The sequence below is a fragment of the Saccharothrix sp. 6-C genome, assembly GCF_016695385.1.
GTDB classification, from domain to species: Bacteria; Actinomycetota; Actinomycetes; order Mycobacteriales; family Pseudonocardiaceae; genus Actinosynnema; species Actinosynnema texasense.
This window is the reverse complement of sequence record NZ_CP064192.1, coordinates 1,059,287-1,084,351: the sequence shown is the minus strand read 5'-3', so window position 1 is coordinate 1,084,351 and position 25,065 is coordinate 1,059,287. Positions and strand designations below refer to the sequence as shown.

At 73.4% G+C, this 25,065-nt stretch carries 23 protein-coding genes; 10 read left to right on the top strand and 13 right to left on the bottom strand.

The features are described 5' to 3' along the window. Positions 1-80: 80 nt before the first annotated feature. The 3 genes from IOD16_RS05100 to IOD16_RS05090 all read left to right on the top strand — a co-directional run bounded on the left by IOD16_RS05100 (position 81) and on the right by IOD16_RS05090 (position 3,645). Complete coding sequence (locus tag IOD16_RS05100) at positions 81-1,148, top strand: polyprenyl synthetase family protein (RefSeq protein ID WP_123743421.1); 1,068 nt, start codon at positions 81-83, stop codon at positions 1,146-1,148. Positions 1,149-1,150: 2 nt separating this feature from the next. Then, a complete protein-coding gene (gene crtI / locus IOD16_RS05095; RefSeq protein WP_201439109.1) occupies positions 1,151-2,644 on the top strand; it encodes a phytoene desaturase family protein in 1,494 nt (497 codons plus the stop codon). Positions 2,645-2,757: 113 nt separating this feature from the next. Continuing rightward, complete coding sequence (locus IOD16_RS05090; RefSeq protein WP_201439108.1) at positions 2,758-3,645, top strand: phytoene/squalene synthase family protein; 888 nt, start codon at positions 2,758-2,760, stop codon at positions 3,643-3,645. A gap of 75 nt (positions 3,646-3,720) precedes the next feature. On the opposite strand, the gene IOD16_RS05085 is transcribed toward IOD16_RS05090, so the two are convergent. After that, positions 3,721-4,086, bottom strand: coding sequence for an Rv2175c family DNA-binding protein (locus tag IOD16_RS05085; protein ID WP_201441207.1), 366 nt, complete (start codon positions 4,084-4,086; stop codon positions 3,721-3,723). 185 nt (positions 4,087-4,271) lie between these two features. On the opposite strand from IOD16_RS05085, the gene IOD16_RS05080 reads away from it, so the two are divergent. After that, on the top strand, positions 4,272-6,341 hold the full coding sequence (locus IOD16_RS05080) for a Stk1 family PASTA domain-containing Ser/Thr kinase (protein ID WP_201439107.1): 2,070 nt from the start codon (positions 4,272-4,274) through the stop codon (positions 6,339-6,341). A 77-nt stretch (positions 6,342-6,418) separates the two neighbouring features. Here the strand turns inward: IOD16_RS05080 and IOD16_RS05075 are convergent, their stop codons facing one another. Beyond that, positions 6,419-7,807 carry a class II 3-deoxy-7-phosphoheptulonate synthase gene (locus tag IOD16_RS05075; protein ID WP_123743425.1) on the bottom strand — a complete coding sequence of 463 codons (1,389 nt, stop codon included), beginning with the start codon at positions 7,805-7,807 and terminating at the stop codon, positions 6,419-6,421. Between the two features lie 64 nt (positions 7,808-7,871). Between IOD16_RS05075 and IOD16_RS05070 the strand changes: the two genes are divergently transcribed. Further along, a complete protein-coding gene (locus IOD16_RS05070) occupies positions 7,872-8,891 on the top strand; it encodes a DUF2891 domain-containing protein (protein ID WP_201439106.1) in 1,020 nt (339 codons plus the stop codon). Here IOD16_RS05070 and IOD16_RS05065 read toward each other — a convergent pair. Further along, on the bottom strand, positions 8,878-10,593 hold the full coding sequence (locus tag IOD16_RS05065; protein ID WP_201439105.1) for an AfsR/SARP family transcriptional regulator: 1,716 nt from the start codon (positions 10,591-10,593) through the stop codon (positions 8,878-8,880). The genes IOD16_RS05070 and IOD16_RS05065 overlap by 14 nt on opposite strands. Before the next feature lie 101 nt (positions 10,594-10,694). Between IOD16_RS05065 and IOD16_RS05060 the strand changes: the two genes are divergently transcribed. Further along, on the top strand, positions 10,695-10,943 hold the full coding sequence (locus IOD16_RS05060; protein ID WP_148088803.1) for a DUF4242 domain-containing protein: 249 nt from the start codon (positions 10,695-10,697) through the stop codon (positions 10,941-10,943). A 22-nt stretch (positions 10,944-10,965) separates the two neighbouring features. Continuing rightward, entirely contained in the window at positions 10,966-11,322 is a 357-nt protein-coding gene (locus IOD16_RS05055; protein WP_201439104.1) for a cupin domain-containing protein, read from the top strand. 113 nt (positions 11,323-11,435) lie between these two features. Here IOD16_RS05055 and IOD16_RS05050 read toward each other — a convergent pair whose 3' ends face one another. The 3 genes from IOD16_RS05050 to IOD16_RS05040 form a co-directional block, all read right to left on the bottom strand. Then, positions 11,436-12,461 (bottom strand): 6-phosphofructokinase, encoded by a 1,026-nt coding sequence (locus IOD16_RS05050; RefSeq protein ID WP_123743427.1) that lies wholly within the window; start codon positions 12,459-12,461, stop codon positions 11,436-11,438. Between the two features lie 80 nt (positions 12,462-12,541). Further along, positions 12,542-13,054 (bottom strand): polyadenylate-specific 3'-exoribonuclease AS, encoded by a 513-nt coding sequence (locus tag IOD16_RS05045; protein ID WP_123743428.1) that lies wholly within the window; start codon positions 13,052-13,054, stop codon positions 12,542-12,544. 22 nt (positions 13,055-13,076) lie between these two features. Further along, positions 13,077-13,820, bottom strand: coding sequence for a lysophospholipid acyltransferase family protein (locus IOD16_RS05040; RefSeq protein WP_201441206.1), 744 nt, complete (start codon positions 13,818-13,820; stop codon positions 13,077-13,079). A 199-nt stretch (positions 13,821-14,019) separates the two neighbouring features. Here IOD16_RS05040 and IOD16_RS05035 point away from each other — a divergent pair, with 199 nt between their 5' ends. Next, a complete protein-coding gene (locus IOD16_RS05035) occupies positions 14,020-14,496 on the top strand; it encodes a hypothetical protein (RefSeq protein ID WP_201439103.1) in 477 nt (158 codons plus the stop codon). Positions 14,497-14,643: 147 nt separating this feature from the next. Here IOD16_RS05035 and IOD16_RS05030 read toward each other — a convergent pair whose 3' ends face one another. From IOD16_RS05030 to IOD16_RS05000, 7 genes are all read right to left on the bottom strand, one after another. Then, on the bottom strand, positions 14,644-15,576 hold the full coding sequence (locus IOD16_RS05030) for an anti-sigma factor RsbA family regulatory protein (RefSeq protein ID WP_201439102.1): 933 nt from the start codon (positions 15,574-15,576) through the stop codon (positions 14,644-14,646). A 100-nt stretch (positions 15,577-15,676) separates the two neighbouring features. After that, on the bottom strand, positions 15,677-16,648 hold the full coding sequence (locus IOD16_RS05025; RefSeq protein ID WP_201439101.1) for an ROK family protein: 972 nt from the start codon (positions 16,646-16,648) through the stop codon (positions 15,677-15,679). Continuing rightward, complete coding sequence (locus tag IOD16_RS05020) at positions 16,642-16,974, bottom strand: hypothetical protein (protein ID WP_201439100.1); 333 nt, start codon at positions 16,972-16,974, stop codon at positions 16,642-16,644. The genes IOD16_RS05025 and IOD16_RS05020 overlap by 7 nt, the downstream gene beginning before the upstream one ends. A 5-nt stretch (positions 16,975-16,979) precedes the next feature. After that, positions 16,980-18,185, bottom strand: coding sequence for an ArsA family ATPase (locus IOD16_RS05015; RefSeq protein WP_201439099.1), 1,206 nt, complete (start codon positions 18,183-18,185; stop codon positions 16,980-16,982). Next, complete coding sequence (locus tag IOD16_RS05010) at positions 18,182-18,631, bottom strand: SRPBCC family protein (RefSeq protein ID WP_123743434.1); 450 nt, start codon at positions 18,629-18,631, stop codon at positions 18,182-18,184. Before IOD16_RS05010 ends, IOD16_RS05015 begins: the two co-directional genes overlap by 4 nt. A gap of 27 nt (positions 18,632-18,658) precedes the next feature. Further along, positions 18,659-19,447 (bottom strand): metallophosphoesterase family protein, encoded by a 789-nt coding sequence (locus tag IOD16_RS05005; protein WP_123743435.1) that lies wholly within the window; start codon positions 19,445-19,447, stop codon positions 18,659-18,661. 11 nt (positions 19,448-19,458) lie between these two features. Then, positions 19,459-19,839 carry a polyketide cyclase / dehydrase and lipid transport gene (locus tag IOD16_RS05000; RefSeq protein WP_123743436.1) on the bottom strand — a complete coding sequence of 127 codons (381 nt, stop codon included), beginning with the start codon at positions 19,837-19,839 and terminating at the stop codon, positions 19,459-19,461. Between the two features lie 112 nt (positions 19,840-19,951). Between IOD16_RS05000 and IOD16_RS04995 the strand changes: the two genes are divergently transcribed. Together IOD16_RS04995 and IOD16_RS04990 are read left to right on the top strand one after the other, a co-directional pair. Further along, positions 19,952-21,760, top strand: a complete 1,809-nt coding sequence (locus tag IOD16_RS04995; RefSeq protein WP_201439098.1) for an AMP-dependent synthetase/ligase — start codon at positions 19,952-19,954, stop codon at positions 21,758-21,760. 321 nt (positions 21,761-22,081) lie between these two features. Beyond that, entirely contained in the window at positions 22,082-24,970 is a 2,889-nt protein-coding gene (locus IOD16_RS04990; RefSeq protein WP_201439097.1) for an AfsR/SARP family transcriptional regulator, read from the top strand. The last annotated feature ends 95 nt before the right edge of the window (positions 24,971-25,065 follow it).

The following is a 25,065-nucleotide window of genomic DNA, read 5'->3' as shown; positions in this document are numbered from 1 at the left end:
AGGCGTGGAAGAAGGCTGTCACTGGATGGGACCAGCCCCCCGGTTGGGCGCGCCGAAGACGCAGAGGTGACGATAGAGGCGTGCCGCCCCACCCGTTGGACCTCGAACTGCCCAAGCACGTCGACGAAGCGTTGGCCGCGTACCTCGCCGACCGCCGGGCACTGGGCGAGCGCATGGAGGAGAACTTCACCGGCGCCGTGGACGCGCTGGCCGACTTCGTGCTCGGCGGCGGCAAGCGGATCCGGCCCACGTTCGCGTGGTGGGGGTGGCGCGCCGCCGGCGGCGACCCGGAGGGCGAGCTGGCCGGGGCCGTGCTCACGGCGGTCAGCTCGCTGGAGCTGATCCAGGCGTGCGCGCTGGTGCACGACGACCTGATGGACGCCTCCGAGACCCGCCGCGGCATGCCCACCGTGCACGTCCGGTTCGCCCGCGAGCACCGCGCCAAGGGCTGGCTGGGCGAACCCGAGCGGTTCGGGCTGGCCGCGTCCGTGCTGATCGGGGACGTGGCGCTGGCCTGGGCGGACGACATGCTCTTCGCCGCGGGCCTGCCCACCGACGCGTTGCAGCGGCTGAGCCTGCCGTGGCGGGACATGCGCACCGAGATGCTCGCCGGCCAGTACCTGGACGTGCTCACGCAGGCGCGCGGCGACAGCTCGGCGGACGCGGCGCTGCGCATCGACCGGCTCAAGACCGCCGCGTACACCGTGGAACGGCCGCTGCACATGGGCGCGGCGATCGGCGGGGCGTCACCGGAGCTGGTGGACGGCCTGCGCTCGTTCGGCACGGACATCGGCGTGGCGTTCCAGCTGCGCGACGACCTGCTCGGCGTGTTCGGCGACCCGGCGGTCACCGGCAAACCCGCGGGTGACGACCTGCGCGAGGGCAAGCGGACGCTGCTGGTCGCGCTGGGCATGGAGTTCGGCGCGGACGTGCTGCACCAGGCGCTGGGCAAGCCCGACCTGGACGTGGCCACGGTCGACGAGGTGCGCGCGCGGCTGCGCGAGGTCGGCGCGGTGGACGCGGTGGAGGAGCGGATCGCCGAGCTGACCGGGTCCGCGCTGCGGGCGCTCGACCGGTCCCCGATCGCCGAACCGGCCGGTGAGCGGCTGGCGGAGCTGGCGATCAGCGCCACGAAGCGGACCTCCTGACGATGCGCGCGGTCACCGGCCGCACGGACCACGTCGTCGTGGTCGGCGCGGGGCTGGCGGGGCTGTCCGCCGCGCTGCACCTGCTCGGCGCGGGCCGCCGGGTCACCGTGGTCGAGCGGGACGCCGTGCCCGGCGGCCGGGCCGGGCGGCTGGACCTCGGCGGCTACCGCTTCGACACCGGGCCGACCGTGCTGACCATGCCGGAGCTGGTGGACGAGGCGCTGGAAGCGGTCGGCGACTCGCTGGCCGACCGGCTGGACCTGCGGCCGCTGCACCCCGCCTACCGGGCCCGCTTCGCCGACGGCAGCACGCTGGACGTGCACTCCGACGGCGAGGCGATGGAAGCCGAGGTGCGCCGGTTCGCCGGTCCGCGCGAGGCCGCCGGGTACCGGGCGCTGCGCCGCTGGCTGACCGAGCTGTACCGGGTGGAGCGCGAGCAGTTCATCGGCTCGAACTTCGACTCGCCGTTGTCGCTGCTCAGGCCCCAGCTGGCGAGGCTGGCCGCGCTGCGCGGGTTCGGCCGGCTCGGCCCGTCGGTGGGGCGGTTCGTGCGCGACGAGCGGTTGCGGCGGGTGTTCTCGTTCCAGTCGCTGTACGCGGGCGTGCCGCCGCGCAAGGCCCTCGCCGCGTACGCCGTCATCGCGTACATGGACACCATCGCGGGCGTGCACTACCCCGAGGGCGGGATGCGGGCGCTGCCGGACGCGTTGGCGGCGGCGGCCCGGGACGCGGGCGCGGACCTGCGGTTCCAGACGCCGGTGGCGTGGCTGGAGCGGATCGGCGGGCGGGTCACCGCGGTGCGCACCGCGCACGGCGAGCGCATCCCGTGCGACGCGGTGGTGCTCACCCCGGACCTGCCGATGTCGTACCGCCTGCTGGGTCACCAGCCGCGCCGGCCCGTGCCGATCACGTGGTCGCCGTCGGCGGTCGTGCTGCACGCGGGCGTGGACCGGACGTGGCCGGAGCTGGCGCACCACACGCTGTTCTTCGGCCGGGAGTGGGACCGGACGTTCGACGAGCTGACCCGCCGCGGCACGGTGATGAGCGACCCGTCGCTGCTGGTCACGGCCCCGCCCGGGCAGGGGATGTTCGTGCTGGCGCCCGCGCCGAACCTGCGCACCGGCCCGATCGACTGGGACCGCGTCGGCCCGGCCTACCGCGACGAGCTGGTGGGTGTGCTGGAGGCGCGCGGGCTCACCGGGTTCGGTGCCGCGATCGAGGTCGAGCACCTGGTCACGCCCGCGGACTGGGCCGCGATGGGCCTGGCCGCGGGCACCCCGTTCTCGGCCGCGCACACCCTCGCCCAGACCGGGCCGTTCCGGCCGCGCAACCTCGTGCTGGACAACGCGGTGCTGGCGGGCTGCGGCACCACGCCGGGCGTCGGCGTGCCGCCGGTGCTGATCTCGGGCAGGCTGGCCGCCCAGCGGATCACGGGGGCGACGGGCGCGAGGTCGCGGCGGCCGGTCGAGGCACGGCGGGCGCGCACCCGGCGCTGACCCGCCGGGGTGGCGCTGTGCGACGATGTCGCCCCGATGACCCCGAGCACCTTCACCCGATCGAGCGCCGCACCTGTCGAGCCGGTGCGGTCGCGGGCTACCCGGGGCCGGTCGTGACGGAGCTGGCCGCGGCGTACGCCCGCTGCCGTGAGCTGAACGCCCGCCACGGCCGCACGTTCTTCCTCGCCACCCGCCTGCTCACGCCCGCGCAGCGGCCCGCGGTGCACGCCCTGTACGGCTTCGCGCGCTGGGCCGACGAGATCGTGGACAGCGGCGAGTCGCCCGACCCGGCCGGTGACCTGGAGCTGCTGGCGGCGCAGCTGGGCGACGAGCTGGCGGGCCGGCCGACGGGCCACCCGGTGCTGGTCGCGCTGGTCGACACCGTGCGCCGGTACTCGATCGACCCGGAGCTGTTCACCGCCTTCCTGGCGTCGATGCGGATGGACCTGACCGTCACGTCGTACCCGGACCTCCCGGCGTTGCGGCGGTACATGCACGGCTCGGCGGCGGTGATCGGGCTTCAGCTGCTGCCGGTGTTCGGGACGGTGGCGCCCCGCGCGCAGGCGGAGCCGGGCGCCGCCGCGATGGGCCGGGCGTTCCAGCTGACGAACTTCCTGCGCGACGTCGGCGAGGACCTCGACCGGGGCCGGCTGTACCTGCCGGGGGACGTGCTGGCGGCCTACGGCGTCGACCGCGAGCTGCTGGTGTGGTGCCGGCAGACCGGGAAGCCCGACCGGCGGGTGCGGCGGGTGACGGCGCACCTGGTCGCGTGCGCGCTGGCGGAGTACCGGGAGGCCGAGGCGGGTGTGCCGCTGCTGCGGCCCGTGTCGCGGCCGTGCGTGCGGACCGCGCTCACGTTGTACCGGGGGATCCTGGACGAGATCGCGGCGGCCGACTACCAGGTGCTGGACCGGCGGGTGGTGGTGCCGAACCCGCGGCGGCTGGCGGTGGCGCTGCCCGGCTTCGCGCGGGCGCTGGCGGCGAGGGTCGTCGGGCGCTAGCCCGGAGGGCACGACGTCCGGGCGGCTGGGCAGCCGCCCGGACGTGGTCGGTCGTCTGGGGTGGTGCGGTGCTCGTCAGAAAGCCAAGGCCTGTGCCCGCCGCTTCACCTCACGGCCGCGGTCGCCGCGCAACGCCTCGACGGGCGTGCCGGGCAGGGTCTCGTCCTCGGTGAACAGCCACCGGAGGATCTCCTCGGTCGAGTAGCCGGAATCGCGCAGCACCGTGATGGTGCCGGGCAGGCCCTTCACCACGCCTCCGGCGGCGAGGAACTGCGCGGGGACGACGAGGACGCCGTCGCGTCGCTCGGCCAGCAGTTGCCCGTCGCGCAGCAACTGGTGGACTCGGGTGATAGGCAGGCCAAGACGCTCGGCGACCTCGGGGAGGGGCAGGACCTCCAGGTCGGGAGCCAGCACATCCGCAGCGGCAGGAATCGCACTCACCTGCGTCACGATGCCACAACGACGTGGACGACGCCCTGCGCCAACCGGGTGGTGGCCGTACACCCAGGGGTCGGCTTGCCGCTACCCCCTGTTTCGCGCCACTTTGACGCGGATCCCACAAGCGCGCGTGGGATGCTCCAGCGCACAGCACTCGGTCGGCACCACCCACCGTACGATCCACGGCTGTGGAAAGGTCGGCGACGAACGTGATCGGCGGGCTGCTCGAACAACGCTACCGGGTAGGCGCCCTGGTCGCGCGGGGCGGCATGTCCACCGTCTACCGAGGTGTGGACACCCGCTTGGAGCGGACCGTGGCCATCAAGGTCATGGATCCCCGGTTCTCCGCCGACCCGCAGTTCGTGGCGCGGTTCGAGCGCGAGGCGCGGGCCGCGGCCAAGCTGCACCACCCCGGCGTGGTGCAGGTCCACGACCAGGGCGTGGACGAGGACCGGGTGTACCTCGTCATGGAGCTGGTCGAGGGCGGCACGCTGCGCGACCTGCTCACCGCGCGCGGCACGCTGGACGTGCCGCTGGCGCTCACCGTCATCGAGAAGGTCCTCTCGCCGCTGGCCGCCGCCCACCGCGCCGACCTCGTGCACCGGGACGTGAAGCCGGAGAACGTGCTCATCGGCCCCGGCGGCACGGTGAAGGTCGCCGACTTCGGCCTGGTCCGCGCGGTCTCCACAGTGGGCGTGACCAGCGACACCATGATCCTGGGCACGGTCGCCTACCTGTCGCCCGAGCAGGTCACCACGGGCACCACGGACGCGCGCAGCGACGTGTACTCGGCGGGCGTGCTGCTGTACGAGATGCTGACCGGCGCGCCGCCGTACGTGGGCGACAACGCCATCTCGGTGGCCTACCGCCACGTGAACGACGACGTGCCGCCGGTGCCGGGCGTGCCCGCCGAGGTCGCGGAGCTGGTGCGCCGGGCGACCCGCAAGGAGCCGTTCCTGCGGCCCGCGGACGCCGAGTCGTTCCTGTCCGAGGTGGAGACCGCGCGGGCCGTGCTCGGCATCGCGGCGGTCGACGTGCCGGTGCCCAGCGCGGCGGCGCCCGCGGAGGAAGCCACCCGGCAGGTGCCGGCGCCGCTGAGCCCGGCCGAGCAGACGTTGCGGGTGGAGCCGGTGCGGGTGGGCGCGGGCGCGCCGTTCGCCGAGCCGACCGTGCCGGTGCACCGGCCGAACCCGCTGGTGCCGCCGGCGGGCGGCCCGCAGGGCACCAGGGCCATCTCCCGGGCCGAGCTGCTCGCGCCGCCCGAGCCCAAGCCGGTCGGACCCACTCCCCCGACGTCCCCGGCGGCCCGTCCGCGTCCCAAGAGGGCGCCGAAGAAGAAGACGCCCGAGCAGCTGTACGAGGAGATGCGGGCGCGCAGCAAGCGGCAGTTCATCACGTGGCTCAGCATCGTCGTGGTGGCCGCGATCCTCATCGGCGTGACGATCTGGTGGCTGGCCATCGGCAGCGTCTCCACCGTGCCGGACCTGGTCGGCAAGGACGAGACCGTCGCCACCGCGCTGCTGGACGAGGCGTCGTTGAAGAAGACGGTGCGCCGGGAGAACAGCGACACCGTGCCGAGCGGGCAGGTGATCAGCACCGACCCGCCCTCCGGGACCAAGGCCGACCGCGGTGACCTGGTGCGGCTCGTGGTGTCCGCGGGCAAACCGGTGGTGCCGCAGGTCAGCGGGGGCGTCGAGGTCGCCGCGGCCGAGCAGGAGATCGTGTCGGTCGGGTTGAAGGCCCAGCTCAACCCCGCCGAGGACGCGTTCAGCGACCGCGTGCCCAAGGGCAAGGTGGTGACGCTGAAGCCCGCGCCGGGCACCCCGGTGCCGATCGGCTCGACGGTGACGATCGTGCTGAGCAAGGGCTCGGAGCCCAAGCCGGTGCCCAGCGTCACGGGCAAGACGAAGGACGAGGCGTTCGCCGAGCTGAGCGCGGCCGGGTTCGAGCCGGTCGAGGGCCCGACCGAGTTCTCCGACAAGGTCGACGGCGGCAAGGTGATCCGCACCGACCCGCCCGCGGGCACGAACCTGCCGCCCAACAACCGGCGGGTGACCGTCGTGGTGTCGGCGGACTCGGTGACGGTGCCGCAGGTCGAGGGCAAGTCGGTCAAGGAAGCGAAGAAGATCCTGGAGGACGCGGGCCTCAAGGTCGACGTCCAGTTCAACAACCGCGACCGGGCCCGCGTGGTCAACCAGTCCGTGCGGGCCGGTGAGCGCGTGCCCAAGGACACCAAGATCACGATCATCGCGGTGTAGGGCGGCGGGACGGCGGTGGCCCCCGACTCGTGGGAGTCGGGGGCCACCGCCGTTCCGCGTCGGTCGGCGTCGTCCGGTCAGCTGCGCAGCATCTCCGCGACCAGGAACGCCAGCTCCAGCGACTGCTGCGTGTTCAGCCGCGGGTCGCAGGCCGTCTCGTAGCGGCCCGCGAGGTCCAGGTCGGAGATCTCCTGCGCGCCGCCGAGGCACTCGGTGACGTCCTCGCCGGTCAGCTCGATGTGGATGCCGCCGGGGTGGGTGCCCAGGCGCCGGTGCACCTCGAAGAAGCCCTGCACCTCGTCGACGATCCGGTCGAAGTGCCGGGTCTTGTAGCCGGTGGACGCCTCGTGCGTGTTGCCGTGCATCGGGTCGCACTGCCAGATGACCTGGTGGCCGGAGGCGGTGACCTTCTCCACGATCGGGCCCAGCACGTCGCGCACCTTGCCGTTGCCCATGCGGCTGATCAGGGTCAGCCGGCCCGGCTGGTTGTGCGGGTCGAGCCGCTCGACGTACTCGACGGCCATCTCCGGCGTGGTCGACGGGCCGATCTTCAACCCGATCGGGTTGGACAGCAGCTCGGCGAACGCGATGTGCGCGCCGTCCAGCTGCCTGGTCCGCTCGCCGATCCACAGGAAGTGCGACGACAGGTCGTACAGCCTCGGCTGCTCGCCGTTGGTGTCCAGGCGCAGCAGGGCCCGCTCGTAGTCCAGCAGCAGCGCCTCGTGCGAGGCGAAGATCTCGGTGGTGTGCAGCGACGTGTCGTTCACGCCGCACGCCGACATGAACCGCAGGCCGCGGTCGATCTCGCCGGCCAGCGCCTCGTACCGCTCGCCGGCGGGCGACTGGCGGACGAAGTCCTTGTTCCAGTCGTGCAGCCGGTGCAGGTCGGCCATGCCCGCGGTGGTCATGGCGCGCAGCAGGTTCATCGCCGCGCCCGCGTTGGCGTAGGCGCGGATCATCCGGGACGGGTCCGGCACGCGCGCCTCGGGCGTGGCGACCAGCGAGTTCACGATGTCGCCGCGGTAGGACGGCAGGCCGAGCGCGTCGATGCCCGACGAGCGCGGCTTGGCGTACTGGCCCGCGATGCGGCCGATCTTCACCACCGGCAGGCTCGCGCCGTAGGTGAGCACGACGGCCATCTGGAGCAGGGTCCGGACGTTCGCGCGGATGTGCGGCTCGGTGTTGTCCGCGAACGTCTCCGCGCAGTCGCCGCCCTGCAGCAGAAACGCCTCGCCGCGGGCGACCTCGGCCAGGTTGTCGCGCAGCCGGTCGATCTCGGCCGGCACGGTGATCGGCGGCACGCTCTCCAGCACGGCGCGCACCCGGCGCACCTGCTCCGCGTCCGGCCACTCCGGCTGCTGGGCGGCGGGGCGGCTCAGCGCGTCGTCGAGCCGGTCGCGCAGCTCGGGCGGGAGGGGCGGAAGCTCGGGAAGCGTGTCCACGGGCACGTCCACGGTCCAGTTCACACGTTAAAGATAGCTGTCCACATCGAGAGACGGACGCGGGTCCGACCTGTGCATTATGTGGACCATGTCGGACACCCGATTGGATGACAGCACGGCGGCCAGGCTGCTGTCGACCGCGGTGGAGAACGTCCAGCGGGACTACCCGGCGCACTGGTCGCACGTCGTCGCCGGCGACGCCGACCTGGTGCCGCAGCGCGTGCTGCACCCGATCTTCGCCGGGTCGTTCGACTGGCACTCGTGCGTGCATCAGACCTGGTTGGCGGTCCGGCTGCTGCGGGTGCGGCCCGGGGTCGAGGGCGCGGCGCAGGCCCGCCGGGTGCTGGAGTCGTTGATCACGGTCGGGAACGCGGAGGTCGAGGCGGCGTTCTTCGACGGGCCCTCCGGCGGGTTCTGGGAGCGGCCCTACGGGTGGGCGTGGCTGCTCGTGCTCGACGCCGAGCTCCGCGCCTGGGACCCGCCGCTGGCGGCGGCGCTGCGGCCGTTGAGCGCGGTGCTGCGTGACCGGTATCTCGCCAAGGTGACCGGCGCGCGGCTGCCCGTGCGGACCGGCACGCACGGCAACACGGCGTTCGCGACCGGGCTCGTGCTGGACGCGGCGCGCGCGGTGGGCGACGGGGAGCTGGCCTCGGCGTGCGCGGAGGCGGCGTTGCGGTGGCACCGGGAGGACGTCGGGTACGGCGGGTTCGAACCGGACGCGGCGGACTTCCTCTCGCCCGCGCTGACCGAGGCGGACCTGATGCGGCGGGTGCTGCCGGCCGACGGGTTCACCGCGTGGTTCGAGGCGTTCCTCCCGCACCTGGACGACTCGCGCTGGAAGGTGCTGCGCGAACCCGTGCCGGTGGACGACCCGGGCGACCCGCACGGCTCGCACCTGGTCGGGCTGGCGCTGTCGCGGGCGTGGCAGTGGCGGGCCGTCGCCGACGCGCTGCCGCCGGGGCACCGGTACGCCGACCTGGCCCGCACCGCGGCCGAGGCGCACCGGGAGACCGGTCTGCGGCTGGTGTCCGGGCACGGCTACTACGCCGAGCACTGGCTGGGCACGTTCGCCGCCTACCTGGACCTCGGCGCGTTCACCGGTCGCTGAGGGACGCGGCGGCGGCCCGGCACCGGCGCTCCTCCAGCGGTCGGCGCATCGCCGCGAACCGCTCGGCCGCCTCCAGGAACAACGCCGTCGCCCGCGTGCGCTGCCCCTGCGCGCGCCGGACCTCGGCGCGCACCTCCCACAGCGCCGCCGTCCACGGGCCGCCCTGCCAGAGGCCGCTGATCCGCTCCGCCTCCGCCAGGTGCGGCCGGGCGCGGCTCGGGCTGCCCGCGTTCGCGCACGCCGTCGCCGCCGCGATCCGGAAGCCCATCGAGCACGGGTCGCACACGTGCGGCGCCTCGGTGAGCCACCGCTCGGCCTCGCGGATCGCGCCGAGCGCGCCGCCGAGGGTGCCCGCGGCCAGGACGCGGACCCCGTGCACCCGGATGACCAGGTGCGACGGTATGCGTGAGGAGCGGGCCAGCGGCAGCGCCTCGTCCAGGTCGGCACGGGCCGCCGCCCGGTCGCCGCGCCGGGCCTCGGCCTCGGCCCGCCGTTCCAGCGCCAGGGACCGGGCGGACCCGCAGCCGGCGCGTTCGGTCTCGACCAGCGACTCGCCCAGCGTGGTCACGGCGTCGTCGAGGCGCCCGGACAGCAGCGCGAACTCGCCCAGCAGCAGGTAGGCCAACGCCCGGCCCGCCGCCGAACCCGCCCGTGACGCGATGTCGAGCAGGTCGCGGCCGAACGACTCCGCGCCGTCGTGCCCCTCCGGCCCGTACAGGTAGAACTCCTGCAAACACAGGTGCGCGTCGTAGACCACGGGCCGGGACGGGTGCCGCACCGCGTCGGCGAACTCCTCCCGGAACAGCCGGTGCCACGTGCCGCGGGCGTGCGCGACGAGGGCGAGCAGGGTCGAGGCCTCGCCCAGCTCGTGCCCGAGGTCGGCGTCCAGCGCCAGCACCCGCGCCTGCCTGGCCAGCCGTTCGGCCTCGGCGAGGTGGCGGCGCCCGAACGCGACCAGCCCGTTGGCCAGCGCGACCGCCGCGCGCTGCGCCGGTGACGGCGGCTCGGCCGCGTCGAGGCTGAGCGCCGACTCGTACAGCTCGACGGTCTCCGCGTCCGGCCCGACCCCGATCCGCTCCCGCAGCGTGCGGCGCAGCCGGTCGAACTGGCGCAACGCCTCCCCGCGGCGACCGGCGGCCAGGTGCCGGCGCATCACCGCGCGGTGCGCCTGCTCGTCGGTCTCGTCCAGGTCGAGCAGCCGTTCCCAGTCGCCGGCGGCCCTCAGCAGCGCGGCGTAGCGGCCCTCGACCTTGTCGTGCGGCTCCGCGACCCAGCACTCGTAGCGGTCGTCGACGAGCAGGCCGCCGCGGTACCCGGCGGCGGCCAGCGCGCACCGCTCGGCGTCACCCGAGGCCAGCGCGGCGTCGGCGGCCCGCTGGAACCGGTCCAGGTCCACGTCCAGGTCGCCGCCGGGCCACAACGTCAGCAGCCGGCCCTCGCACCGGACGGCGTCGGCACGTCCCAGCGCGCGCCGCGCGTAGAACACCGCCTTGCGCAGGTTCGCCCCCGCCGCGTCGGCGGGCAGGTCGGGCCACAGCCGGTCCATCACCTGCTCGCGGTGCAGCCGGTGGTCGGGCGCCACGGCCAGCAGCTTCACCACGTCGGCCGCGCGCCGGTTGCGCCACACGTCACCGGGGACCGGTCTGCCGTCGACCGCGACGGCGAACCCGCCCAGCACGCGCACCTGGCAGGTGGCCCGCATGGCGGCACCCTACGTCCGGCCCGGCGGGACCGCCGCGGGAACGGTTTGGGAACGCCGCGCCGCCTAGCGTGTCCCGATCCACTCCGAGTCGGGAGGACCCCATGTTGTTCATGGACGTGCACAACCACCTGCCCGAAGGCGCCGGTCCCGGTGACGTGGCCGAGGCGCACGCCGCCGACCTCCGCACCCAGGACCGGTACGGCGTCCAGTACCTCAACTACTGGGTGGACGAGAAGGACGGGAAGGTCTTCTGCCTGGTCGACGCGCCGGACGCGGAGACGGCGCACCGGGTCCACCGCGAGGCGCACGGCCTCGTGGCGGACGAGATCTACCCCGTGGTGCAGGGCTGAGACGACGAGGAAGGTGACGGAGATGTCTTCGGTGGCGTCGAAGAGCTTGGCCGAGCCGGAAGAGGTGCGGGACTTCCCGCACGGTCACGTCGACCTGGTCACCGTCGGCGGCACGACGGTCGGCAGAGCGGAGTTCCAGCCGGGCTGGCGGTGGTCGCAGGACGTGAAGCCGATCGCGGGCACCGACTCGTGCCAGGCCTCCCACACCGGCTACATCCTGTCCGGCCGGATGCACGTCGTCATGGACGACGGCTCCGAGGGCGAGGCGGGAGCCGGGGAGGCGATCGTGGTGGAGCCGGGGCACGACGCCTGGATCGTGGGCGACGAGCCGTGCGTGATGGTCGACTTCACCGGCCTGCACGACTACGCCGAGAAGTAGCCGCGACACCGCGAAGCGCCCCCGGACGTGAAGTCCGAGGGCGCTCGTCGTCGGATCGCCGGTGCCCGGGGCCGTCGTCGGACCACCGCTGCCCGGGGCGGCCGGCGGGCGACTCAGCCGAAGAAGACCTCGGCCTCCTGGTAGCGCTCCAGCGGAACGGTCTTCAGCTCCTCGGTGGCCTCGGACAGCTTGACCCGGACGATGTCCGTGCCGCGCAGCGCGACCATGACGCCGAAGTCGCCGTCGGCGACCGCGTCCACCGCGTGCAGGCCGAACCGGGTGGCGAGCACGCGGTCGTAGGCGGTCGGGATGCCGCCGCGCTGGACGTGGCCCAGCACGACCGCGCGGGACTCCTTGCCGGTCCGCTCCGCGATCTCCTCGGCCAGCCAGGTGCCGATGCCGCCCAGCCGCACGTGGCCGAACGCGTCCTTCTCACCGGAGTGCAGCGTCTCGGCGCCGCCCTCGGGCATCGCGCCCTCGGCGACCACGATGATCGGGGCGAACTGGCGCTCGAAGCGCCGCTCCACCCACTCGACCACCTTGTCGACGCTGAACTGGCGCTCGGGCACCAGGATCACGTTCGCGCCGCCGGCCAGGCCGGAGTGCAGCGCGATCCAGCCCGCGTGGCGGCCCATGACCTCGACCACGAGCGCCCGGTGGTGCGACTCGGCCGTCGTGCGCAGCCGGTCGATCGCCTCGGTGGCGATGTGCACGGCGGTGTCGAAACCGAACGTGTAGTCGGTCGCGCCCAGGTCGTTGTCGATGGTCTTCGGCACGCCCACGACGCCGATGCCGTCGTCGGTGAGCCGCTTGGCGACGCCGAGGGTGTCCTCGCCGCCGATGGCGATCAGCGCGTCGACCTGGTTCGCGGCGAGGGTCTCGCGGATCCGGTCCACCCCGCCGTCGATCTTGTACGGGTTGGTGCGCGACGAGCCGAGGATGGTGCCGCCCCTGGTGAGGATGTCCTCGACGTCATCGAGCCCGATCGGCTTGGTCAGGTTCTCCACCGGGCCCTGCCAACCGTTGCGGAATCCCACGATGTCCCAGCCGTGGGCCTCGATGCCCTTGCGGACCACGCCGCGGATGACCGCGTTGAGGCCGGGGCAGTCGCCACCGCCGGTGAGCACACCAATGCGCATTTGCTTAGCCAATCTCTTCTCGTGGCGTTGGTCACCCAAGCCTGACACGTGCTGGATCGGTGCAGCAAGCGAGGGTCCACCTACCGGACCGCGAAGCCCTTCCGCAGTCGTTCGGACTCGATCACCTTCCAGCGCGCGAGGTTGTGCCGGGCGTCGGCGAGGGCGTCGTGCGCGTCCGCGGGCGCGGGCGGCAGGTGGGGTTTGCCCACGTCCTCCCAGCGCTGCCGCAGGTCGCGGGTGAAGCGGGGCAGGCAGCGCGGCAGGGCCGGCATCGGACCCCAGAGCTGGGCCAGCGCCACGTGGTCGTAGGCGGCGAACCAGGCCCACAGCTCGATGTCGTCCCGGTTGGCCTTGGGCCCGCCGAGGAAGTCGAGGAGGTCCGCGCGGATCCGCTCCCGGCTGCGCCACGCCCGGTCGGCGGGCGACGGCAGCTGGTTGAGCACGTTGGCGCGCACCCACGGTCCGGCCTTGGCCGGGTCGAACTCGGTCGACACGGCGTAGAACTCGCGGCCTTCCTCGTCGACCACTCCGATGGAGACGAGGTCGATGGTGACCCCGTCCTCGATGAACTCACAGTCGTAGAAGAACCGCACCCCGCCAGCCTAGGGGTGCGGTTCAGCCCGCCTTCGCCTCGGGCAGCCGATCGACCGCTTTCGCCGGCTTCCCGTCGCCCCGCCCGTCGCCCTGGCCCTCCTTGGCCTTGGCCGCGTAGACGTCGACGTACTCCTGACCGGACAGCTCCATCAGCGCGTACATGATCTCGTCGGTGATGGACCGCAGCACGAACCGGTCGCCGGACAGTCCCTCGTAGCGGGAGAAGTCCAGCGGCTTGCCGATCTTGATCCGGATCGGGTACGGCCGCCACATCTTCGAGCCGATGGGGTTGGCCTTGTCGGTGCCGAACATCGCGACCGGGATGACCGGCGCGCCGGACTCCAGCGCGATCCACGCCACGCCGACCTTGCCCTTGTACAGCCGGCCGTCGGGCGACCGGGTGCCCTCGGGGTAGATGCCGAGCAGCTTGCCCTCGCGCACGATCCGCACACCGGTGTCGAGCGCGCCCTGGGCGGCCGACGCGCTGGACCGGTCGATCGGCACCTGGCCGACGCCGTAGAAGAACCAGCGCTGGAACCGGCCCTTGAGCCCCTTGCCGGTGAAGTACTCGATCTTGGCCGGGAAGGTGACCCGCCGTGACAGCTTCAGCGGCAGGAAGAACGAGTCGGAGACCGCGAGGTGGTTGCTCGCCAGGATGGCGCCGCCGTCCTCCGGGATGTTCTCCGCGCCCTCGATGATCCGGGGTCGGAAGAACAGCTTCAGGAGCGGCCCGAGAAAGATGTGTTTCATCAACCAGTACAGCACCGCGGCGAGCGCCTCCTCGACGTGCTTGATCCCCTCCGCCAGCCTACGGAGCCGACGGCGAAACACACAACGAACACCCACGCGGAGGCGGTACGGTCCAAGTGCCACCGGCTGCCGTAATCCACGACACAACGGGCTCGTGCGACGATGGACCCGGCAGAGGATTGGCCTTCACGACCCGGAGGGCTGGAGCACGCCGATGAACTCCCGACGCGACTCGACCGACGGCCCGGAGGACGTCGACGCGACCTTCGCCGAGATCGTGGCGGGTCTGGAACGCGAAGGCGTGGGCCGTCAGGCCCACCCCGACGAGGTCGAACCGGACGAGGGCGACGAGGCCGAGCCCGCGCGCTCGGGGCGGCCCGAGTGCCAACCCGCCGTGGCCACGGCCGACGACGACCCCGACGCATACCCCGACTCGGACGACCCGAACGACCACTACGTGCCGCCGGAGCCGCCGCCGCTGCCCGCGTTGCGGCCGGGCACGATCGCGGCGTTGCTGCTGATCGTGCTGGGTGTCGTCCTGCTGCTGTTCCCGGGTCTGTTCGGCCTGACGGGCGTGATCGGCACCCCGCTGGCGCTGATCGTGATGTGCTCGGGCGCCGGCTGGCTGATCCTGCGCATGCGCAACACCCCACCGCCCGACTCAGGCTGGGACGACGGCGCCGTCCTCTAACCCGCGTGTCCTACGTTCCGAACGCGCGTGTCCTACGTTCCGGTACCCCATGTTGAACGCCCAGAACAGTTGATCTTGTTCTGAGCGTTCAACATGGGTGTTCTGAGCGTAGGACACGCGTGACGCGAACGTAGGACACGCGCGGGGTCAGGAGCCGCAGAGGAGGCGGATGGTGTAGCCCTCGGCGTCGCGGCTCATGGTCACCTCGCGGCACGTCCGGTGGGTCAGCCACAGGCCCACGCCGGCGGTCGCGGTGCGGTCGGTCGGCACGAGGCCCGCCAGCGGCGACCGAGGCCCGTCGCCCCGATCCGTCACGGCCACCAGCACGTACGTCGGCCCCGCCCACGCCCTCAGCCGCACGGGAGGCCGCCCGTGCGACTGCGCGTTGGTCACGGCTTCGCTGGCCGCGTACACGATGTCGTCCAGCTCGTCCTGGCTCAGCCGGGTGCCGACGCAGGCCGTGGTCACCGCGCGCCTGGCCGCCGCGGGTGTCGGGTCGGTCAGCTCGACCAGCGGCCGTCCCGCCTCGAACGCCGTGGGCCCGGCCGGCGGCAACGTCCACGACGACCGGTACCGCGGGTTCGGCAGGTGCGACCCGTCCGTCCCGGCCACGCGCGGGTGGGTGCGCACCACGTCCGCGAGCACGCGCGCCGGCGTGGTCCGCAGGTCGTACGGGCACAGGCCCCACAGCGGGTACTCGGCGAACACCTCGTTCACCGCCGCCTCGTACCGCGACCACCAGTCCCACGCGACGCCGACGCCGGGGTGCGGCACGTCGCCGATCACCCGGATCTGCGCCACGCCCGCGTACCGGGCGAACAGCTTCCGGTACTCCACGATCGCCTCGGTCGGCCGGGCGTACTGGTCGCCGCCGGGCAGGAACACCACGCGGGACGGGTCGGCCACCGCGTCCCGGACCAGCCGCTCGTTGGCCGGGCGGCACGCCACGAGGACCGGTTCGCCCGCTGCCACGCCCTCGTCCACGAACGGCACGACGACCGACCGGTAGTCGTCGTCGCTGCCGTAGAACGCGGTTTCGTGGAAGTACCCGACGTGCCCGTTCGCCACGCCGGATCTCATCGGCGCACCACGGGGTGGGCGTGGGACTCGCGGACGTGGTGGTCGCGCGGTCCCCGGGTGACGGCGGTCCGCATCCCGCGATGCTACGCGGACTCGGGGGTCAACGGTGCCTGCCGTTGCGGGCGGTGCTCGCCGCCACGTCGCGCGCGAGGGTGGCCACGCCGACGATCCCGGCGTCGTCGCCGAGCTGCGCGGTCCGGATGCGGGCCAACGGCCGGTGACCGGCGCCGGTCACCACGGCCGCGTAGCGCTCGCGCGCGTCGTCGAGGAACAGCGGCGCGGACTCCGACACGCCGCCGCCGATCACCACGACTTCGGGGTCGTACACGTCGGCGACCAGCGCCAACCCGTCTCCCAGCCACCGCGCCAGGTCCGCCATCGCGCGTTGCGCCAACGGGTCGCCGTCACGCGCCGCGCCCGCCACCCGACGCCCGGTGACGGCCCGCGAGTCGTCCACCGCCTCCCGCGCGAGCACGGTCGACTGGCCGGGGTGGCGGGCCAGCAGCTCGACCGCCGTGGTGCTCAACGCCGTGCCGCTGCAGTACCGCTCCCAGCAGCCGTGCTTGCCGCACGGGCAGGGCCGGCCGTCCGGCACGAGCCGCAGGTGGCCCAGTTCGGGTGCCACGCCGTGCGCGCCGCGGAAGACCTGCCCGTCGATGAGCAGCGCCCCGCCGATCCCGGTGCCGATCGCGACCAGCGCGGCGATCTTCGCGCCGCGGGCCGCGCCGAACCGGTGCTCGGCCAGCGCGGCGGCGTTCGCGTCGTGCTCCAGCACCACCGGCATGCCCACGCGCCGCGAGATCCGGTCGGCCACCGGAGCCTGCCGCCACGCGAGGTGCGGCGCGAACCGCACGGTCCGCAGGTCCGAGGCCACGAACCCGGCCACGGCCAGGCCGACACCGGAGATGCGGTGCCGGGACGCCAGCTCGGCGACGGCCTGGCCGATCGCCTCCTCCAACGCTTCCTCGCCGCTCGGTGTGGCCGCGCGCGCCGTGTCGAGGACCGCGCCGTCGGCGTCGACGACGCCCGCGCGCACGCTCGTCCCGCCGACGTCGACGCCGACAGTCAGCACTGCGCGCTCCGGTCACGCCGCACCACGGGGATGTGCTGCACGCGCGGCTTGTCCGGCCGCGCGGGCTCGTCCTGCGGCACGGGCGGCGCGGGTTCCGCCAGTGCCGCGCGCAGCACCGCGATCAGCCCGGCCACGTGCTCGGCGGCCTTGGCGGCCAGCTCCGACCGGTCGCCGCGGGCCAGTGCCACCGCGTTGCACAGCGGGCACCAGCCGCAGGTGCCGGTGTCGTGCTCGCCCTCGGCGGCCACCCGGTGCAGCCACGGCTGCGCCCGCTCGGCGGCGGCGTCGAGCAGCAGGCGCAGCTCTTCGGCGAGCTTGGAGTCCACGTGCCTCACCGCATCCACAGATCGGGGTCGGGTGCGAACCGCACCGCCAACCCGGTGTCGTCCAGCTCCGCGCCGGTCACCAGGCAGCGCTTGAGCAGCGACGGCAGCGCGATCAGCCGCCGCCTGCCGTCCACCGTCACGGCCAGGTCGTCGCCCACCCGCGCCAGGTCGAGCGACGAGTCGCCGACCGGCAGCGCGATGCGCAACGTGTACTGCTGCTCGCCGGTCCGCTCCACGGTCAGCAGCTGCCGTTCGGCGTCGCCGCCGTCCAGCGGGTCACGTCCCCGGTAGAGGCCTTCGGCGACGTCCAGCAACGCGGCCGTGCCGACCGGTTCGGCGGCCCGGTGCGCCACCTCGCGCACCGACCCGAGGTCGGCCAGTTCGGCGAGCACCGCGTCCTGCTCGGCCCGGCGGGTGCGCAGCCAGTCGGCGGCCGGGCCGCGGTCCTCGCCGGTGTGCGGCACGACCCGGTTGGCCACCACGCCGTCGACCCGGATGCCTTGCAGCGCGAGCGCCGTCACGGTCCGCCTGGTCTCCGCCGCGACCACCCGTTCCGGGGTCAGCACCAGCCGCACGCTGGTCGTCGGGGAGGTCAGCAGGCCGCGCAGCTGCTCCAGGCTCTCGGCCAGCCTGCCGAGCGCGTCGGCGGTGGCGTCCCACTTCTCCGCGGTGCCGCTGCCGGCGACACCGGCGAGCAGCCCGCGCACCACCCGCCGGTGGGTCGGGAACAGCCGTTCCAGGTAGGAGGCGAACGCCTCGGGCAGCGCCAGCAGGCGCAGCGTCTCGGCGGTCGGGCCGCAGTCCACGACGACCACGTCCCACGGTCCGCTCTCGGCCAGCCGTCGCACCTCCGACAGGGCGAGCAGCTCCTCGACGCCGGGCAGCACGGTCAGCTCTTCGGCGTCCAGCTCGTCCACGCCCGCGCCGGCGAGCACGGTCCGCAGGTGTCCGCGCAGGTCGCGCCACGCGTCGTCGACCAGCGCGCGGGGGTCGACCTGGAGCGCGTGCAGGATTCCGGCGGAGGGGGTGTCGATCTCGCCGACGTGCCCGGACAGCGGCACGCCGAACGCGTCGCCCAGCGAGTGGGCCGGGTCGGTGGAGACGACCAGCGCCTTGCGGCCACCGGCGGCGAGCGCGGTGGCGGTGGCGGCGGCCAAGGTCGTCTTGCCGACCCCGCCCTTACCGGTGAAGAGCAGCAGGCGGGCGCTCATCCAGCGTTGTCCACCCGGTTTTCCACCCGGCGCTTGAGCTCCTTGAGCGCAGTGTCCATGATCATCTTCTCGGCCTTGCGCCGGAACAGGCCGATCATGGGCACGACCAGCTGCACCGACAGCGTGTAGGTGACCTCGGTCGAGTCGCCGCGGGGGGTCAGCCGGTAGCTGCCCTCCTGCGACTTCTGCATCTGGCCCTTGACGAGGTGCCACGAGATCAGGCCGGGCGACCACTCGTCGTAGGCGAGCACGTACTCGTCCTTGATCGGGCCCTGGTCGATGTTGAACTTGACCTGCGCCGCGCGGCCGGCCGCCCCGGTCTCCAGCACCTCGGTGCGCTTCACCCCGTTGGCCCACTCGGGGTAGGCGTCGAAGTCGGCGATGACCGCCGCGATCTCCTCGGGCGTCGCGTCGATGACGATGGACTGGGTGGACTCGTCGGCCATGCCGGGGAGGCTACCCGGTGGTTCGGCTCACCATCGCAGGACGTGGGGCGTGCCGGTGCGCTGGAAGTGGCCGACGTTGACGCACTCGGTCCAGCCGACCCGCGCCCGGCGCGCCAGGGGCTGGTGCACGTGACCGAACACCGACCACCGGGGCCGGTCGCGCTCGATCACCTTCAGCAACGACGTCGAGCCCAGCTCCGGCCGGCGGGCCACCACGTCGTAGGTCAGCTCGGCCACGGCGGGCGGCACGTGCGTGCACAGCACGTCGACCTCGCCCAGCCCGGCGAGGGCCGCGCCGAAGTCCTCCTCGGTGCGCAGGTAGGGCCGCCACGGGCCGCGCCGGTTCGGCACGAAGCCGGGGTGCAGCACCGCGCCGCCCGCGAAGCCGAACCGCAGCCCGCCGATCTCGGCCACCTGCCCGTCCAGGACGTGCACGCCGTCGCGGGCGAACATCGGCCACAGCTCGGGGCTGTCGACGTTGCCCGGCGTGGCGTAGGTGGGCACGCTCATCGCCGCGAACATCGCGGTGTACTGCTCCATGATCGCCTCTTGGACGACGTCCGCGGCGTTGTCCAGGCTCTCCCACAGCGACCGCATGTAGCGGACCGTCTCGGCGCCGAACCGGCCGCGGCGCAGCCGGGCGAACACCGCGACCTTCTCCGCGCCGAACACCCGGCCGAGGATGCCCTTGCCGTGGTCGTAGTAGTCGACGAAGTCGACCAGGTCGCCGAGCACGACCAGCGCGTCGGCCCCGTCGCCGGCGCGCGCGAGTGCCTCCGCGTTGCCGTGGACATCCGAGACGACGTGAACTCGCACAAGACCCGAATCTACGGCAGCGAGGGCGGCACACCAGGCGCCCGACCGGCCTCCAAGATCATTTTGAGGCCGAGTGACACCTCCTTGGCGGCCAACTGGCGGCGGCGCACCTCGCGACGTATCCGCTGGTCGGACGCATCGCCCGGCAAGTCGGCACGCAGGAAGTAATGCAGCAGGGTGCCGTCGAGGACCGGCTCCAACCACACCTCCATCGTTCCGACCAACGCGCCGGCGACCGTCCAGCGCAACCCCTCAGTGCCCCGATCGGCGTATACGTCGAGGGTCAGGTCCGGCCAGAACCCCGCCCACGCGGCGGGCGGCGCGAAAGCGGCGGCGACCACCGCCGGAGGCACTGCGAGGAACGTCTCGTCAACGACGTCGACACTGGGCACGGGTGAGGAGAGTGCCACGACACGGTCACGGATAGGCGGGCCGGCCTGGTGTATCGCCGGAATCACAGGCTAAGTTTCCCCACCGGTAACAAACAATCGTCCGGAGGTCGACGTGCGCGAGTTCAGCGTCCCCGCCACCGCCACTGTGGCTGCCGAGGAGAACCTCACCGACATGGTGTGGGCGAACGCGGAGCGCTTCGGCAACGCCGTCAGCTTCCGCCGCCGCGTGGACGGCACGTGGGTGGACGTCACCGCCCGCGACTTCGCCGCCCAGGTCCTCGCGGTCGCCAAGGGTCTGGTCGCGGCGGGCTTGCAGCCAGGCGAGCGGGTGGGCCTGATGTCCAAGACCCGCTACGAGTGGACCCTCCTCGACTTCGCCATCTGGCACGCGGGCGGCGTCGTGGTCCCGATCTACGAGACCTCCTCGGCCGAGCAGGTCGAGTGGATCCTGTCCGACTCCTCGGCGAAGGCCGTGTTCGTGGAGACCTCCGAGCACCGCGCCACAGTGGACTCGGTGGTGGCAGGCCTGCCCGAGGTGCGGCACGTGTGGCAGCTCGACGGCCCCTCGGGCGACGCGGCGGGCGCGATCGACGAGCTGACCGCGCTGGGCGCCTCGGTGTCCGACGACGACGCGCGGGCCCGGCGCAAGGTGGTCGGCGCGGACGACACCGCGACCATCGTCTACACCTCCGGCACCACCGGCCGGCCCAAGGGCTGCGAGCTGACCCACCGCAACCTGCTGTCCGAGGTGAAGGGCGGGATCACCGCGTTCCCGCAGCTCATGCAGGCGGGCAACTCGCTGCTGGTGTTCCTGCCGCTGGCGCACATCCTGGCCCGCGCCCTGTCGGTCTGCGGCGTCTACACGCGCGTGACCATGGGCCACACCGCCGACGTGAAGAACCTGGTGGAGGACCTCCAGTCGTTCCGGCCCACGTTCGTGGTGGCCGTGCCGCGCGTGTTCGAGAAGGTCTACAACGGCGCGAAGCAGAAGGCGCACGCGGCGGGCAAGGGCAAGATCTTCGACGCGGCCGAGGCGACCGCGGTGGCCTACAGCCAGGCCCTCGACACCGGCGACGTCAGCCTCGGGCTCAAGCTCAAGCACGCGCTGTTCGCCAAGCTCGTCTACAGCAAGCTCCAGGCTGCGCTGGGCGGCCGGTGCACCAACGCGGTGTCCGGCGGCGCGCCGCTCGGCGAGCGGCTGGCGCACTTCTTCCGCGGCATCGGCGTGCCCGTGCTGGAGGGCTACGGCCTCACCGAGACCAGCGCGGCGGCGTGCGTGAACACGGCGGCGGCGTTCCGGGTCGGCACGGTGGGCCGGCCGGTGATCGGCACCTCGGTGCGCATCGCCGAGGACGGCGAGATCCTGATCAAGGGCGACATCGTGTTCCGCGGCTACTGGAACAACGAGCAGGCCACGTCCGAGGCGCTGGACGACGGCTGGTTCCACAGCGGCGACATCGGCGAGCTCGACGAGGACGGCTTCCTGCGGATCACCGGCCGCAAGAAGGAGATCATCGTGACCGCCGGCGGCAAGAACGTCTCGCCCGCCGTGCTGGAGGACCGCCTGCGCGCCCACCCGCTGATCAGCCAGTGCATGGTGGTCGGCGACGCGCAGCCGTTCATCGGCGCGCTGATCACGATCGACCCGGAGTTCTTCCCGGCGTGGAAGGAGCAGAACGGCAAGGCGGGTTCGGCGACCGTGGCCGACCTGATCGACGACGAGACCCTGCGCGCCGAGATCCAGACCGCGGTGAACGAGGCCAACCAGGCGGTGTCCAAGGCGGAGGCGATCAAGAAGTTCCGCATCCTGCCGGTCGACTTCACCGAGGCGGGCGGCGAGATGACCCCGAGCCTCAAGCTCCGCCGCTCGGTCGTCGCCACCACCTACAAGCAGGACATCGAATCGATCTACGCGGGCTGACCCCCGCGCCGCCCTGCGCGGAGCAGCGGCGATCGGACACAGACGAGTGGCCCGCACCGAAGTGCGGGCCACCCGACCCCCAGTGATCGCGTATCCGCTGACGCGGACCCGAGAAGTTCTGTTGTCCCGGTCCCCCAACCGGGACGCTTCATAGAGTGCCGCAGCGCGCTGTCGTATCGCTGACGCGGCGATGACTCGTGCCGTCAGCGCCCGCCCTAGGCTGTGCCACGGCAGGGTGGAACGAGGGGACGCAGACGGATGGGCGCTGGGCCGTGGTTCGGCCTTCTCGGCCCGCTTGAGGTGCGCATACAGGGTCGACCGGTGCCTGTTCGGGCAGGTAAGCACCGGGCGCTGCTGGCTGCCCTGTCGCTGCGCGCCGGCCGAGTTGTCTCAATTGGCGAGCTGGTCTCGTTCCTGTGGGGTGGCGAACCGCCCGCGCGCACGCGCGGCACGTTGCAGACCTACGTCATGCGGCTGCGGCAGCTGCTCGGCGACCCGTCGCTGATCCGGACCACATCGGACGGCTACCGGCTGGTGGTGCCACCCGAGCAGGTGGACGTGCACCGGTTCACCACCACGGCGGGGCTGGCGCGGCAGGCCGCCCAGTCCGGGCACCTCGCCGACGCCGCCGAGCTGTACGCCGAGGCGCTCGGCCTGTGGCGCGGGCCGGCGCTGTCGGACGTGCCGTCGGACGCGTTGCGCGACGACGAGGTGCCGCGGCTGGCGGAGCGGCTGCTGGTGGTGCACGAGGAGCGCAACGACGTCGAGCTGGCGCTGGGCAACCACGAGCGGCTGGTGCCGGTGCTGCGGTCGTTGACCTCGGACCACCCGCTGCGCGAGCGGTTCTGGGTGCAGCTGATGGTGGCGCTGTACCGGGGCAGCAGGCAGGCCGAGGCGCTGGAGGCGTTCCGGTCGGCCGACCGGGTGCTCGGGGAGCAGCTCGGCATCGAGCCCGGCCCGGCGCTGCGCGAGCTGCACCAGGCGATCCTGGTCGGCGACCCGAGCCTGGCCGCGCCCGCCGAGCACGCCGACCCGGACGTGCCCGACCAGCTGCCGCCGGACGTGCCGGGGTTCGTCGGCCGGGCCGAGCTGGTCGACCGGATCTCCCGGCTGATCGCGCCCGACGGCCCGCGCACCGCGGTGCCGATCGTGACGCTGACCGGCGTGCCCGGGGTGGGCAAGACGGCGCTGGCGGTGCACGTGGCGCACCGGCTGCGGGACCGGTTCCCGGACGGTCGGCTGTACGTGGACCTGCGCGGGTACGCCTCCGGGCCGGCCACTCCGGTGGTGGAGGTGCTGACCCGGTTCCTGCGCGCGCTGGGCGTGCCGCCGGAGCAGATCCCGGTCGACTCCGACGAGCAGAGCACCCTGTTCCGGTCGTTGCTGACGGGCCGGCGGATGCTGCTGGTGCTGGACAACGCCGCCGCGCCGGACCAGGTGCGCCCGCTGCTGCCCGGCGCGGCGAGCTGCCCGGTGCTGGTGACCAGCCGGGACGACCTGCGCGGACTGATCGCCGTCGACGGCGCCCGGCGGGTCGGGCTGGACGTGTTCGAGCCGGACGAATCGCTGGCCGTGCTGCACCGCACCGGGCCGGCGGCGCAGGAGCTGGCGCGGCGGTGCGGGCACCTGCCGCTGACGCTGCGCATCGCGGCGGCGTCGGTGGCGGGCGGTTCGGTGACGCGGTACCTGGAGAAGCTGGGCGACCGCCGTCCGCTCGACCTGGCGCACGCCGCCCTGTCACCGGGCGCGCGACGACTGTTCGCGCTGCTCAGCGTAGTGCCGGGGCCGGACTTCACGGTCGAGGCGGCGGCGAACGCGGCCGACCTGACCGTGCCGGAGGCCGCCGCGCTGCTCGGGCAGCTGAGCAGGGCGCGGCTGGTGAGCGCCGACGGCGGGCGGCACGCATTCCACGACGAGCTGGCGCGGTTCGCGGCCGAGATGGCGGAGGCCGGGAACGAGGACGTGGCCGCGGCGCGCGTGCGGCTGCTGGAGTTCTACGTGCGGGCCGTCGACCACTGCGCCGAGCTGCTGTACCCGGACCTGATGCGGCTGCCCGCGCCGGCCGGGCGGGCGGTGCGGCTGCCGCGGATCGAGACAGCGGCGCAGGCGCGGGCGTGGCTGGACGCGGAGCGGGCGAACCTGACCGCGGCGATCCGCTCGGCGGCGGAACGGGGACCGGCCGCGATGTCGTGGCGGCTGGCCGACGGGCTGCGCGGCTACCTGTGGATCGGCAAGCACGTCACCGAGTGGCTGTCGACCGCGCAGTACGGGCTGGACGCCGCGCACGAGCAGCGCGACGTGGCCGGTGAGGCGGCGATGCACCAGAACCTGGGCACGCTGCACTGGCGGCTCGGCGACTTCGAGACGTCCATCGCGCACTACACGCGTGCCGTCGACCTGCACCGGATGTCCGGCGACCTGGCGTCGGAGGCGGAGGTGCGCGGGAACCTCGGCGTGGTGCGGCTGGAGTCGGGCGACCTGGCGTCGGCGCGCAACGACCTGGAGATGTGCCTGGCACTCAAGCGCGAGTCCGGCGGGTCGAGGTCGGGTGAGACGGGCGTGCTGACCGGGCTGGGCATGCTCGCCATCGAGACCGGTGAGCTGGCCGAGGCGGTGGACCTGCTGGGCGAGGCGCTGGCGATCAGCGTGGAGCACGGGTCGCGCGGCAGCGAGATCACCGCCTTGACGCTCCTGGGCGTGGCGTCGCAGCTCATGGGCGAGCCGCAGCGCGCGCTCACCCACCTGTCCGAGGCGTTGCGGCTGTCGACCGAGGCGGGGTTCCGCGAAGCCGCCGCGCGGGTGCTGGAGAGCACCGCGTCCGTGCGGCTGGACCTGGGCGAGCACGCCGCGGCGCTGGAGCTGGCCGACCGGGCGTTGGCCGAGCTGCGGGAGGACGGCGACCAGCGGATCACCACGAACGTGCTGGTGGTGATGGCGTCGGCGAACCGCGGCCTCGGTTCCCTGCGCACGGCCGACGAGCAGTTCCAGCAGGCCCTGACCAAGGCGCGGCGGATCGGCTACCTGCCGGGCGAGGCCCGCGCGCTGGTCGGCCTGGCGGGCGTGCGCCGGCTCCTGGGCCAGACCGCCGAGGCGCGGACCCTGGCCACCCAGGCCGTCACGTTGACGTCCGACCTGGGCCTGCGCGTCACCGAACGCCACGCCCGCGCCGAGCTGGCCACCGTCGACCACACCCCCACCGGGCCCACCTGAACGTTCAACTCGGGGTGCCGGAACGTAGGACACGCGCGTTCCGGACGTAGGACTCGCGCGAGAGTCCTACGTTCAGGCCGCGCGTGACCTACGTC

Bases quoted from the DNA above. Each gene is read 5' to 3' on its own strand.
- crtI (WP_201439109.1), top strand. From the start codon at position 1,151: ATGCGCGCGGTCACCGGCCGCACGGACCACGTCGTCGTGGTCGGCGCG.
- IOD16_RS05070 (WP_201439106.1), top strand. From the start codon at position 7,872: ATGTCGGACACCCGATTGGATGACAGCACGGCGGCCAGGCTGCTGTCG.
- IOD16_RS05065 (WP_201439105.1), bottom strand. From the start codon at position 10,593: ATGCGGGCCACCTGCCAGGTGCGCGTGCTGGGCGGGTTCGCCGTCGCG.
- IOD16_RS05060 (WP_148088803.1), top strand. From the start codon at position 10,695: ATGTTGTTCATGGACGTGCACAACCACCTGCCCGAAGGCGCCGGTCCC.
- IOD16_RS05055 (WP_201439104.1), top strand. From the start codon at position 10,966: ATGTCTTCGGTGGCGTCGAAGAGCTTGGCCGAGCCGGAAGAGGTGCGG.
- IOD16_RS05050 (WP_123743427.1), bottom strand. From the start codon at position 12,461: ATGCGCATTGGTGTGCTCACCGGCGGTGGCGACTGCCCCGGCCTCAAC.
- IOD16_RS05035 (WP_201439103.1), top strand. From the start codon at position 14,020: ATGAACTCCCGACGCGACTCGACCGACGGCCCGGAGGACGTCGACGCG.
- IOD16_RS05030 (WP_201439102.1), bottom strand. From the start codon at position 15,576: ATGAGATCCGGCGTGGCGAACGGGCACGTCGGGTACTTCCACGAAACC.
- IOD16_RS05015 (WP_201439099.1), bottom strand. From the start codon at position 18,185: ATGAGCGCCCGCCTGCTGCTCTTCACCGGTAAGGGCGGGGTCGGCAAG.
- IOD16_RS05010 (WP_123743434.1), bottom strand. From the start codon at position 18,631: ATGGCCGACGAGTCCACCCAGTCCATCGTCATCGACGCGACGCCCGAG.